This is a genomic window from Citrobacter cronae, assembly GCF_016893685.1.
Lineage (GTDB): Bacteria > Pseudomonadota > Gammaproteobacteria > Enterobacterales > Enterobacteriaceae > Citrobacter > Citrobacter werkmanii.
In genome coordinates, this window is the sequence record NZ_CP069763.1 from 2,258,915 (window position 1) to 2,271,765 (window position 12,851).

General features: G+C 50.6%; 12 protein-coding genes. 3 read left to right on the plus strand and 9 right to left on the minus strand.

Annotation, left to right across the window (positions count from 1 at the left end):
- Positions 1-2: 2 nt before the first annotated feature.
- On the minus strand, positions 3-2,447 hold the full coding sequence (gene fadE, locus JSN25_RS09700; protein ID WP_038637538.1) for an acyl-CoA dehydrogenase FadE: 2,445 nt from the start codon (positions 2,445-2,447) through the stop codon (positions 3-5).
- A gap of 239 nt (positions 2,448-2,686) precedes the next feature.
- On the opposite strand from fadE, the gene lpcA reads away from it, so the two are divergent.
- Positions 2,687-3,268, plus strand: a complete 582-nt coding sequence (lpcA, locus tag JSN25_RS09705; protein ID WP_016149592.1) for a D-sedoheptulose 7-phosphate isomerase — start codon at positions 2,687-2,689, stop codon at positions 3,266-3,268.
- Positions 3,269-3,379: 111 nt separating this feature from the next.
- Positions 3,380-4,147 carry a class II glutamine amidotransferase gene (locus JSN25_RS09710; protein ID WP_038637544.1) on the plus strand — a complete coding sequence of 256 codons (768 nt, stop codon included), beginning with the start codon at positions 3,380-3,382 and terminating at the stop codon, positions 4,145-4,147.
- Here the strand turns inward: JSN25_RS09710 and dpaA are convergent.
- Positions 4,118-4,858 (minus strand): peptidoglycan meso-diaminopimelic acid protein amidase, encoded by a 741-nt coding sequence (dpaA, locus tag JSN25_RS09715; RefSeq protein WP_038637546.1) that lies wholly within the window; start codon positions 4,856-4,858, stop codon positions 4,118-4,120. The two genes, JSN25_RS09710 and dpaA, sit on opposite strands and share 30 nt — an antisense overlap.
- A gap of 349 nt (positions 4,859-5,207) precedes the next feature.
- Here dpaA and JSN25_RS09720 point away from each other — a divergent pair, with 349 nt between their 5' ends.
- Positions 5,208-5,969: a C40 family peptidase gene (locus tag JSN25_RS09720; protein WP_121528619.1), complete on the plus strand. Its 762-nt coding sequence runs from the start codon at positions 5,208-5,210 to the stop codon at positions 5,967-5,969.
- 37 nt (positions 5,970-6,006) lie between these two features.
- Here the strand turns inward: JSN25_RS09720 and flhA are convergent, their stop codons facing one another.
- From flhA to JSN25_RS09755, 7 genes are read right to left on the minus strand one after another with little or no spacing between them, the layout of a single operon-like run.
- Positions 6,007-8,100, minus strand: coding sequence for a flagellar biosynthesis protein FlhA (gene flhA, locus JSN25_RS09725; RefSeq protein ID WP_199965955.1), 2,094 nt, complete (start codon positions 8,098-8,100; stop codon positions 6,007-6,009).
- On the minus strand, positions 8,084-9,223 hold the full coding sequence (flhB, locus tag JSN25_RS09730) for a flagellar biosynthesis protein FlhB (protein ID WP_069323849.1): 1,140 nt from the start codon (positions 9,221-9,223) through the stop codon (positions 8,084-8,086). Before flhB ends, flhA begins: the two co-directional genes overlap by 17 nt.
- Complete coding sequence (locus JSN25_RS09735; protein ID WP_038637559.1) at positions 9,213-9,995, minus strand: flagellar biosynthetic protein FliR; 783 nt, start codon at positions 9,993-9,995, stop codon at positions 9,213-9,215. Before JSN25_RS09735 ends, flhB begins: the two co-directional genes overlap by 11 nt.
- A 1-nt stretch (position 9,996) precedes the next feature.
- Entirely contained in the window at positions 9,997-10,269 is a 273-nt protein-coding gene (locus JSN25_RS09740; protein ID WP_038637561.1) for a flagellar biosynthetic protein FliQ, read from the minus strand.
- 12 nt (positions 10,270-10,281) lie between these two features.
- A complete protein-coding gene (gene fliP, locus JSN25_RS09745; protein WP_038637565.1) occupies positions 10,282-11,040 on the minus strand; it encodes a flagellar type III secretion system pore protein FliP in 759 nt (252 codons plus the stop codon).
- Positions 11,037-11,408, minus strand: a complete 372-nt coding sequence (locus JSN25_RS09750) for a FliM/FliN family flagellar motor switch protein (RefSeq protein ID WP_003838856.1) — start codon at positions 11,406-11,408, stop codon at positions 11,037-11,039. The genes fliP and JSN25_RS09750 overlap by 4 nt, the downstream gene beginning before the upstream one ends.
- Entirely contained in the window at positions 11,401-12,264 is an 864-nt protein-coding gene (locus JSN25_RS09755; protein ID WP_038637570.1) for a FliM/FliN family flagellar motor switch protein, read from the minus strand. Before JSN25_RS09755 ends, JSN25_RS09750 begins: the two co-directional genes overlap by 8 nt.
- Between the last annotated feature and the right edge of the window lie 587 nt (positions 12,265-12,851).

Here is a 12,851-nt window from a genome sequence, read left to right on the forward strand (position 1 = left end):
CGTTATGCCGCTTCGACTTTACGCACTTTCTCTGGCAGCTTTACCGGCTGCGTCGCCAGCTCCTCGGGTTCGAAGTCATCCACGTTAATGCTGCGCAGACGGCTCGCTTCGGCTTTCACCAGAATCGCGGCTTCGTCTTTATCAATCAACCCTTTGGCCAGCGCGTTATGCGCCAGTTCGTCCAGGCGGGTAAACGGCAGATTTTTACCCAATTCTTTGCAGATCCGCTGGTGGATAGGGTCGGCTGCAATCACGTCCAGCAGAGCCTCTTCCAGCAAACCGACCGGGTTATGCTCGCTTGGCGTCAGGTATTGACCGCGACCAAGGCGAGAACGGGTGGCGCTCGGAACCTGCAAAATCTTCGCGACCTTATGATCCAGCTTGTCGGACGGTGCATGATAGTGGCGACCGGTCGGGAAGATAACCACACTCAGCAACCCGGCAACCAAACGGTTCGGGAAGTTTTTCAGCAGATCGTCCATCGCCTGTTCGGCTTTGTACAACGCATCCTGGACGCCCCAGTGAACCAACGGCAGGTCGGCTTCATTACGGCCTTCATCGTCATAACGCTTCAGCACCGCGGAGGCCAGGTACAGCTGACTTAACACATCCCCCAGTCGCGCCGAGATACGCTCACGACGCTTCAGGCTACCCCCCAGAACGGCCATGGACACATCCGAAAGCAGTGCCAGGTTGGCGCTCAGACGGTTCAGGTGCTGATAGTAACGTTTGGTCGCATCGGCGGTTGGCGTGCTGCTGGTTAAGCCACGCGTCAGGCCCAGCCAGAAACTGCGTACTTTATTGCTGCCAACGTGACCGATATGTTTGAACAGCAACTTATCGAACGCATTCACATCGTTATTCTGCGCTGCAGCCATCTCTTCCAGCACATACGGATGGCAGCGAATCGCACCCTGACCGAAGATCATCATGCTACGGGTCAGAATGTTAGCGCCTTCAACGGTAATGGCGATAGGCGCCCCCTGATAAGCACGGGCGAGGAAGTTGCTTTCGCCAAGCATGATGCCTTTACCGCCAGTAATATCCATGGCATCGATGATTGATTGCTGTCCACGGTGAGTACAGTGATACTTCACGATAGCCGACAGTACCGCCGGTTTTTCACCCAGCATAATGCCGTAGGTAATCAGCGACGCCGCAGCATCCATCACGTAGGCGTTACCGGCAATACGCGCCAACGGCTCTTCAATACCTTCCATCTTGCCGATAGAGATTTTGAACTGGCGACGAATATGCGCATACGCGCCGGTTGCCATTGCGACCGATTTCACGCCGCCCGTGGAGTTAGACGGCAGGGTAATACCGCGCCCCACAGACAAACATTCCACCAGCATACGCCAGCCCTGACCGGCCATTTTTGGGCCACCGATAATGTAATCAATCGGCACGAAGACATCTTTGCCCAGCGTCGGACCGTTCTGGAATGGCACGTTAAGCGGGAAGTGGCGACGGCCAATCTGTACGCCCGGCGTTGAGGTTGGGATCAGCGCACAGGTAATACCAAGATCTTCTTCCCCACCCAGCAGTTTTTCCGGGTCGGAGAGTTTAAATGCCAGACCCAGTACGGTAGCGATAGGCGCCAGCGTGATATAACGTTTGTTCCAGGTCAGGCGCATCCCCAGCACCTGCTGGCCCTGCCAGTCGCCCATACAAACCACGCCGGTATCAGGGATCGCGCCTGCGTCGGAGCCTGCTTCCGGGCTGGTCAGAGCGAAACATGGGATCTCCTGACCGCGTGCCAGACGCGGCAGGTAATGATTCTTTTGCTCTTCGGTGCCGTAATGCTGCAGCAGTTCGCCTGGGCCTAATGAGTTAGGTACGCCGACGGTGATCGCGAGGATCCCGGAGACGCCGGAGAGTTTCTGCAATACGCGAGCCTGAGCATACGCGGAGAATTCCAGCCCGCCGTACTCTTTCTTAATGATCATCGCAAAGAAGCGGTGTTCTTTCAGATACGCCCACAGTTCCGGCGGCAGGTCCGCGAGTTCGTGGGTGATCTGGAAGTCATTCGCCATGCGGCATGCTTCTTCCACCGGACCATCAATAAACGCTTGTTCTTCAGCTGTCAGATGCGGCTGAGGATAGTTATGCAGTTTTTTCCAGTCTGGTTTCCCCTGGAACAGGTCGCCTTCCCACCAGGTTGTACCGGCATCAATCGCCTCTTTCTCTGTACGCGACATGGGCGGCATGACTTTACGGAAACCGCGGAACACCGGCGCAGAGATCATGGATTTGCGCATCGGCGTCAAGTTAAACGGTACGAGAATAATGGCCAGAGGAACCAGCAGCCAGACTGACCACAGACCAGCCACGCCAAGCGCAGCCGTCCAGGCGAGCAAAATTAAGCTGCTGAGGAATAAGCTCACGCGGTGATAGAACAATACGCCGAGCAGAACAACCGTAGCGATAATACTCAAAATCATCATAACGAAAAGCTCCCTTGCTTGTAGGAGGTCTGACCACTTGTGATGATATGGTTGTAGTGGATGTAAATTCTTTTAGCAATGTGTTTACAAAATAATTACAACAAAGCTCACATTGTTGGTGTTTTAACCGGCACAAAAAATCAAAAGCCGCGGCCATTCCTGTGGCTTGTACTTCTCGCTGGTAGCGCTATCCGGTACACTGCATCCTGTCATTTACATTCATGCTGAAGGATATCCTCATGTACCAGGATCTTATTCGTAACGAACTGAGCGAAGCGGCGGAAACGCTGGCTAATTTTCTTAAAGATGACGCCAATATTCACGCCATTCAGCGCGCGGCGGTCCTGTTGGCAGACAGCTTTAAAGCCGGTGGTAAGGTACTTTCTTGCGGTAACGGCGGTTCCCATTGCGATGCGATGCACTTCGCCGAAGAGCTGACCGGGCGCTATCGTGAAAACCGCCCAGGTTATCCGGCTATCGCTATCTCTGACGTTAGCCACATCTCCTGCGTCAGCAACGATTTCGGTTACGATTATGTGTTCTCCCGTTACGTTGAAGCCGTGGGACGCGAGGGCGATGTCCTGTTAGGCATCTCTACTTCGGGTAACTCTGGTAACGTGATTAAAGCGATTGCCGCAGCGCGTGAGAAGGGGATGAAAGTCATCACCCTGACCGGTAAAGATGGCGGCAAGATGGCGGGCAGCGCGGATATCGAAATTCGTGTGCCGCACTTTGGCTACGCTGATCGTATTCAGGAAATTCATATCAAAGTGATCCATATCCTGATTCAACTGATCGAAAAAGAGATGGTTAAATCATAAGAAGGCGATTGCCGGATGGCGGCTGAAGCCTTATCCGGCCTACATGAGCTCCACGTAGGCCTGATAAGCGCAGCGCCATCAGGCAGTTCACGGTTTTAAGGTAGGTGATGTATGTGCGAACTGCTCGGGATGAGCGCCAATGTGCCAACCGATATCTGCTTTAGCTTCACTGGGCTGGTCCAGCGCGGCGGAGGGACCGGGCCGCACAAAGACGGCTGGGGTATTACGTTTTATGAGGGTAAGGGTTGCCGTACGTTTAAAGATCCGCAACCCAGCTTTAATTCGCCTATCGCCAAACTGGTACAAGACTATCCCATCAAATCCTGTTCCGTGATTGCCCACATTCGTCAGGCGAATCGTGGGGAAGTGGCGCTGGAAAATACCCATCCATTTACCCGTGAACTATGGGGACGTAACTGGACGTATGCCCATAACGGGCAGCTCAGCGGTTATAAATCGCTGGAGACCGGTAATTTCCGCCCGGTCGGTGAAACCGACAGCGAAAAAGCCTTCTGCTGGCTGCTGCACAAGCTGACAGAGCGTTATCCACGCACGCCAGGTAATATGACAGCGGTGTTTAAATATATCGCGGTGCTGGCAGGAGAACTGCGGGAGAAGGGCGTCTTCAACATGCTGTTGTCTGACGGTCGTTATGTGATGGCTTTCTGCTCGACCAACCTGTTTTGGATCACCCGTCGAGCGCCATTTGGCGTAGCGACGCTGCTGGATCAGGATGTGGAAATTGATTTTAGCTCAGAGACCACACCCAATGATGTGGTCACCGTGATTGCCACTCAGCCGTTAACCGGCAATGAAACCTGGCAAAAGATTATGCCAGGCGAATGGGCATTATTTTGTCTCGGGGAGCGAGTAGTTTGATGCCAGCTGCGGTTGAACGACTTCGTGACTCAACGGCTTGCTGATAACGTAACGGCCATCGACGACGGAAACGGTCGGTGGCTTACGCGTTTGTTCAAAGTAATCGTATCCTGGCTTTAACTGGGCCCAGAAATCTTTGTAATACGAAAACTTATGGCGCTGCATATTGGCATCGGTCATGCGGAACGGGTAAATGCTAACCTGTACGCTGGATTGCCCGAACACCAGAGCGCCGGTGACAAACTGGAAAATCTCATCAATACCGTTGTCGGTCATCGCATAGCAGCCGACGGAAACGCAGGCGCCGTGGATCATCAGGTATTTACCTTCATAACCGTGTGCACGGTCGTAGGCGTTAGGGAAACCGATGTTAATCGCTTTATAGAAGCGGCTATCCGGTTTGAGCTGTCCGCGTTGTACGCTGTAAAAACCTTCCGGGCTTTTGAAATCACCCTGACGCTGTTTCGGCCCTAAGCCGCCGGAATAATTGCAGATCTTATAACTGTCGAGCAATTGATACTGTTCGCCCATCTTGACGTACAGATCAAGCGTTCGCTCTTCTTTGAAGATCTGGATATAGACAGGGGAGCCCATTAACTGCTGCTTATATTCTTTGCTGACAGGCGTGGTCGGGCTGCTGCTGCTCAACAAACCAGCAAATGAAACGCACGGCAATAAAAGCATCGCAAGAAAAAATGCGATTTTACGCATACTGCTTATTCCTTGATAAAACGATTACACACGCCAGGACGGCAAAAAGAGTCCCCAAATCGGATAAATCTGGATCTGGAGCGCTCACATTAGCACCAAGAGAGTTTTTCGCAAGTCTCTCGTGCGGCGTTTACACTTTAGTTTTTCTTTATACGAAAAATTGCGCTTAAAGGCTGTCAGACGCGGGCCTATTTTGCTGACTATCCCTCTGCATTTCGTCTTATTAATAAAGAATCCCTAATGTATTGAATTTAAAAAATTAATTATTTAATAATCGAATATTAAACAGGAATGACGGGCAATAGCGCTAGACTGCGGCGAACGTGTTTGACCAGGTATTCTTCTTTTCATGCTTTTTGTCTCTGCACCCCGTTGCTTCTTGCCGGGCCTGCTGTCTTTGTGTGTTGTGCTGTCATTACCGTCTGTCGCCAAAGTTCAGCCCCACTTATCTGACGCCCAGTTAAGCTATGCGGCGCAACTGCGTATGCGTAACCGCGCCCGGCTACTGAAACTGTATCACGCACAGGTAAAAAAACAGGCAAGCTACGTCGTGGAAGGCAACGCAGAAAGTAAACGCGCGCTGCGCCAGCAGAACCGGGCGCTGATTAAGCAGCACCCTGAGTGGTTCCCGGGCCCGCTAAAAGCCAGCGACCATCGCTGGCAAGAACTGGCTGAGAATGACCATTTTCTCAGTAGCGATCATCTGCACAATATCACCGAAGTGGCTATCCACCGACTTGAGCAGCAGTTAGGCAAACCTTATTTGTGGGGCGGTACCAGTCCGGATGAAGGGTTTGACTGTAGCGGGCTGATTTTTTATGCCTACAACAAAATCCTGGCGGCAAAATTGCCCCGTACGGCGAATGAAATGTATCACTACCGACGGGCAACGATTGTCTCTAACCGCGATCTTCGCCGTGGTGATTTAGTGTTCTTTCATATTCACAGCCGGGATATTGCCGATCATATGGGCGTCTATTTGGGGCAGGGGCAATTTATTGAATCACCGCGGACGGGAGAAACCATTCGGGTGAGCAATTTATCCGATGACTTCTGGCAGGATCATTATCTTGGCGCCCGTCGTATTCTTACGGAAAATACGATTCTGTAATCAAAAAGGCGGTGCAATCACACCGCCTCGCCAGGCGTTAACTCAACGCCCCCATGATCTTTAATTCCAGCTCATCCGGAACTTCGTTATAAGACAACACCTGTAGGCCCGGGGCAAACAGGCGCGCATAGCGCGCGAGCAGAGGACGTAACTGCGGCGCGACCAACAGCACTGGCTCTTTCCCCGCCGCTTTCATCTGCTCTTTTATCTGCGGCATACTGGTCTGAAACTGATTCAGCATATTGGGATCGACCGGCACGCTATCCAGCACCACTTTTCCACTTTGCTGAGCCTGGTTCACCACATTCGCCAGCAGATTCTCCAGGTCACTATTCAGCGTATATACCGCCAGCTCATCTTTACGCACAAACGGATGGGTAATGCTGCGACGTAGCGCCAGACGCACATCCGCCGTTAACAGAATATGATCTTTGGTCACAGCGCTACTGGCGACCAGTACGGTGGCTATGGTGACGATATCGCGCAATGACACGCCTTCGATAAGCAGCGCCCGGTATACTTTCAACAGTTGGCTGTAATTCAGCGCTGCGCTCAAATCTTCCGCCAGACGCGGCGCCATAGAAGAAAGACGGTTATGCAACTGCGTAATGTCATCGTAATTAAACAGCTCTGGAATATAGTTGCGAATGATCTTATTCACATGCGTCGCAATAACGCTGGCGCTATCGATAACCTGATACCCCATATTTAACGCTTTAGCTTTTTGCGCCGGAACAATCCAGGTGACCGGCATACCGTAGGCCGGATCGTGGCCTAAAACACCGTCGATCTCGCCATAGGTTTCACTGGAGGGCAGCGCCATCAGCTTATCTGCGGGAATGTCGGCCTCATCGGCCTTGATCCCATTGATAAAAATCGCGTACTGGGTCGGTTTGAGGCGGAAGTTTTCGCGAATGCGAATTTCCGGTAACAACACGCCGTTGCTGTCTGAGATCACCTGCCGGACACCGCGAATACGCTGAGTGAGCGGATTCCCTTTGGATTTATCGACCAACGACACCAGCTTGTATCCCAGACTCAGGCTGATAGGTTCAATTAAAGGGATGGTTTCCCAACTGACCTGCTGCTCGGTGGTTTCTGCGATGGTTTTGGTCAGCGTTTCGAGATTTTTCTCTTCGGTCTCTGCAACCTTGGGGCGCTTGCTCATGCGCCAGGCGGTGAATCCCAGCAGGGCGCTGAAAATCAGGAAGGGGAAATGCGGCATCCCCGGTACCACTGCCAGCACAAACATAATGCTGGTGGCGGTATACAGCACCGAGGGGCTGGCCAGTAGTTGGCTACGCACGTCTGTGGCAATATCGCCGCTGTCGCTTACGCGGGTGACGATGATCGCTGCCGCTGTCGACAACAGCAGAGAAGGGATCTGGGCGACCAGACCGTCACCGATGGTCATCAGTACGTATTGCTGGAATGCGGCTTCGGCGCTTAAATCGTATTTAAAGATCCCGATACAGACGCCGCCGATCAGGTTGATAGCCAGGATCATCATCCCGGCGATGGCATCGCCGCGCACAAACTTTGACGCACCATCCATCGCGCCATAGAAATCCGCTTCGCCCGCCACGTCTTTACGTCGCGCTTGCGCCTGCGCCTGATTAATCAGTCCTGCATTCAGATCGGCGTCGATCGCCATCTGCTTACCGGGCATGGCGTCAAGCGTAAAACGAGCAGAAACTTCGGAGATACGCTCCGCGCCTTTGGTAACCACGATAAAGTTAATGATCATCAGAATGATGAACACCACGAAACCAACGACAAAGTTACCGCCGATCACCACCTGACCGAAGGACTCAATCACCTTACCGGCAGCGCCTGCGCCCATGTGACCGTGCAGTAATACCACGCGCGTTGACGCCACGTTCAGCGTCAATCGCATCAGGGTGGTGATCAGCAGAATGGTCGGGAACAAGCTGAATTCGAGCGGGCGTTTTGCAGAAACGGCCACTAACAGCACCATCACCGCCAGCACGATGTTAAAGGTGAACAGAATATCCAGCAGGGCCGGTGGTAACGGCAGGATCACCATGGCCAGGATACACAGTATAACCAGCGGAATGCCGATGTTACCGTTACGCAGCAGCGCCAGGAATTGTTTAGTTGTTTTCGGCATCCAGTTTAAGAACCTCTTTTGGAATGGAAATATGTCTGTTCAGCGAAGGACGTGCTTGTGAACCGTCACGCCAGTGCTTCATTTGCAGTACATAGGTCAGGACGTGTGCAATCGCCCGATACAGTTGAAATGGGATCTGTTGATTCACCTGGGTGGTGTAATAAACGGAGCGTGCCAGCTTAGGAAACTCAACGACTTCAATATTGCTTTCTGCCGCTACCTGCCGGATATACAGCGCGATTTCATCGGTGCCTTTGGCAACCACGAAAGGTGCGGCGGCGCGTGACTGGTCGTATTGTAGCGCCACGGCATAGTGGGTTGGGTTGGTGATTACCACATCGGCTTTTGGCACAACTTTACGAATTTGCCCCATCGCCATTTGCCGTTGCAAGCGACGTATTCTGGCCTTAACCTCGGGTTTACCTTCCTGATTTTTATACTCTTCCTTCACTTCCTGTTTCGTCATTTTCAGCCCTTTGGTGAACATTTTTTTCGCCAGAGGGACGTCGATTAACGCAAAGAAAACAAACAGGATGACAAAGTTGCGCATGATGCTGCTGTACAGCGCCAGACCATCGCTGACGGCCTGTTTGAAATGAAGCTCTTGTAAGCCGAGAAATGCGGCAACGTTATTGCGTACGCTGATCCATAGCATCACCAGCAGCACTATCGCTTTGAGCGTCATCTTGCCGGTATCCACCAGATGGTCGGTGGAAAACAGGCGACCAATCCCTTTGAGCGGGCTTAATTTACTAAAGTCCGGCAATATTTTTTTCGGCAGGAATAGCCAGCCTCCCGGAACCAGTGAGGCAAACAGCGCGGCAACCGGCATGGGTAACAGCGTCAGGATGAATTTCCCCAGAATCAGCAGATGGTGTTCAAGGAACTGACCGATGATGTCCGGGTCATTAATGTTCTGCGCGTACTGATGCACGCTGGTAAAGCTTTCGCGCACGAAATCTTCGTACCAGGGAAAGCTGCTGGAGATCACCATAAATGCGGCAAACAGACTGGCGGCAAGCCCCATATCTTTTGAACGCGGTATTTGTCCCTCTTGTCTGGCCTTGCGAAGTTTTTGCGCCGAGGGTTTTTCTGTTTTTTCTTCGCTACTGCTATCCGCCATAGTGTCCCTTCAACGCGTCAAGCTGCTGTAAGACGAAATTCGCCAGGTGCAAATAGTGGTCGGGCAGGTTGTAAAGCAGGGTTGCAAAGCAGAACAGACCCGCCAGCATGTTGATGGGAAAACCTAATGAGTACAGGTTGAGCGGTGGTGCAATACGGTTTAGCAAACCAAAGCAGCCCTGAACAATCAGCATGATAAAGGTCGTCGGCAGCGCCAGCAGCGTGGCGGCGGCGAATACCCAGCCCAGCGCCAGAGAAATCGTGCGCAGAGATTGCGGATGCAACGCATTGCCAATCGGCCAGTAAGTAAAGCCTTTAAATAAAATACTCACCAGCAGCAGATGCCCGTCCATGGCAAAAAACAGTATCACCGCGTAGATGTTGATCATTTCCGCCAGCACCGTCGTTGACGCGCCGCTGCTGGGGTCGTTCATCACCGCCATGCTCATCCCCATATTAAAAGAGAGGATTTGGCCCGCCAGTTGTAGCGCTAAAAATAAAAACTGCAGCATCAGGCCGAAAAGCATTCCCCACAGAAACTGCTCTGCGGTCAAAATAATGCTGTTGATCGACAGCAGGCTGGTGGGTACCGGGTGGGGGATAAGCGGCGTAATGATAAAGGCCAACGCCAGGGACAAAATAATGCGTATACGTATGGTCAGCGCGGCATTATCCAGTACCGGCGCGTAGTGAATAAACGCCATAATGCGCACGAAGGGAAACCACATGCCCAGTATCAGATTACTTAACTGTGTAATATCTGTTTCGCGCATGTCAGTGCACCAGAATGGCGGCCTGAGAGAACAGATGCACGCAGAGATCGCTCAACTGGACGATCATCCATTTTCCGCAAATACCTAATACCGCGAGGGTGACGATCAGCCTGGGTAAAAAACTTAGCGTTTGTTCGTTAATCTGCGTCACAGCCTGAAAAATGCTGACCAACATACCGACCAGCAGGCTGGGAACGACTAACACGCAGACTAAAATGATCACGACTTTTATACCGCTGGCGACGATGTCTGCGGCTACATCAATGGTTAGCATGTCAGCTCTCCGTTAGCCCAATCCCAGACCGCGAATGCTGGAGGTCAGCGTACCAACGGTCAGCGCCCAGCCATCAATAAGCACAAACAGCATCAGCTTAAAGGGCAGCGAAACGATCAGCGGTGACAGCATCATCATCCCCATCGCCATCAGTACGCTGGCGACGATCAGATCGATCACGAGGAACGGAATGTAAATCATAAAACCTATCTGGAAGGCGGTTTTGAGTTCGCTTAGCACATAGGCGGGAACGATAATAGAAAGATCCTGATCGACTGCATTCCCTTTCGCGTTGGCGATCGTCATTATCTGCGCAATCGCTTTTTTATTGGTTTGCGCCAACATAAAACGTTTCAATGGCGAAGCGGCTGTACTCAGGGCGTCGGGGAGCGTGATTTGATCGTTTTCAAAAGGGACTACGGCATGATCGTAAATGTTGATCCAGATTGGGCGCATCACCAGCATGGTTAACGACAGGGCAATGCCAATCAGTATGCGGTTCGGCGGCGTTTGCTGCAGCCCTAATGCCTGACGCAGCAGGGAAAGAACAATAATAAAACGGGTAAAACAGGTCATCATCAGCACCAGGGTAGGCAGAATGCCCACCAGGGTCATCAGGATCAGGACCTGGATTTTTACGCTGTATTCCTGGCTATTTCCGTGTGAAACCACATTCAGCAACGGGATATCTCCCCCTTGCGCGCAGGCAAAGGGAGAAAGGATGAGTAACGAGATACCCAGTAAGAGCGTGAGTGTTGGCGCGCGTTTCATGGTGCCAGGTCGTTAATTTCATGCGTGTTGAATTCAAGGACGCGCAGGCCATATTTTTCGTTGACCACAACCACTTCAGCCTTACCTAGCAGGATATTATTGACCTTAATATCCAGCGGTTCACCGGCGAGTTTATCCATCTCGATGACGGTGTCATCATCAATGTTTAGCAGATCGGCCAGCATCACCTCCACGGAGGAGACTTCCAGCGTTAGCGTGACTGGAATACGTTTGAGTAATGACATCGACTCGGAAAAACGGTCTTCTAAACGCGCTACCAGCTTTTCAGTGACAGACGGCGCGGGTGGCGTAGTTGCTTCGGGGGCTAACTCGAAGCCTTGCTCTAAAATATCTTCTGGCTTACTCATAGGATTTCTCCGTCTTGCTCGTTAATTCGGACAAAAACAGTTTGTCTTTATCCTCTACGATCAGGGCATTAAATAATTCGGATTTCCCGATATAAACAGGGAAAGTATCAGGCATCGCAATCGGTAAAATATCGCCGGGTTTAATCGTCGTCAGGTCGGCAACATTCAGAGGAATTTCTGCAATCTTCACGTTCATGGTTAGCGGCAGCGTATGAATGATTTCTTTGATCAGCGTTTTTTTACGCGTTTCAGCGCTGGCTTTATCAATCTGCTTTTTTTTCTCTCCATGCTCGCTACGGCGAATCAAATTCAGAATATAATCGGTATGCGAATCGTCCAGTAAGATGCGGAAACTGCAATTCTCATCATCACCTAATACAAATGTAAGCTGATAAGCCCAGTGGGTTTGTATGGTGCTGCTGTCGGGTTTGAGCGTCAGTGGAATACCAGATATATTTTTATTAAAAATGATATTGCAAATATCTAGCGCCAGTCTGCTTCGCAAGCGGATTTCCGTTTTGGTTGGTAAATCATCCTGCGACTTCTCGTCGGCGAGAGATGATGCCAGACCATAAAAGTTACCTAATAACATTAACAATAATGCGCGGTCGATATCAAAGGCCAGATGCCCAACCTGAGAAACTAATAACTCCGCACTTTTATTGATAACATCCATCTCACACTGTATTTTTTTTAGTGTTATATTTGTGCGGTGTTTTTTCAGGAAATAGTTTCCAAGATGTGATTCAATTGTATCAAAACTTCCCGTAAACATAGTCGGCAGACGATGATATGGACGTCCAAGCCGGTTTCCTTCAAGTTTAAAGATTCCGGGCGTTTGACTATATTTCAGCATGGTACGCTTTCTCAGCTGTAATTTCTGGGGCGGATGAGTTGATATCAAATCCCGCGGTTATCAAAGAAAATACAAATCCATTTAATTTATTACTCATCCTTGACGCTATTCTCATAGTGTTGAAGTCCATTAGATATGAAATGCAGTACCTGGGCTCTTCACTGATCCAGGGCTGGATATTAGATATTTTACCCCTCCCTTCTGCAAGTTATTAATGGTGATGAACTATAATTAAAAAATAATTAATTACATATCCGTGATGTTGCCCGCCTACAGTCTGTTGCTGCGTAGGGTTATCTTGTTGTCTGTTTTTCATGCGGATTTTCTTGTAGTTGATTGTTTTTCAAGGAATAATATTTTTATTATCTTTTAATTTAAGATTGTTAATGATACCGGTGATAGTATTTTTTTAGGAAAAACCCTATTTGAAAATAGTCTCCGATAGGGCTGCCCTGTGAAAGGGCGGTAAAACATGAGCAAGGATGGGATTAAGACATGGCACGGGTGATATCTATTATTCGATGATTGTGCTTTGGAATGATTTGTATATTTCTCGTAACGGATGTTAACTTTACTTCTAAGTGTAA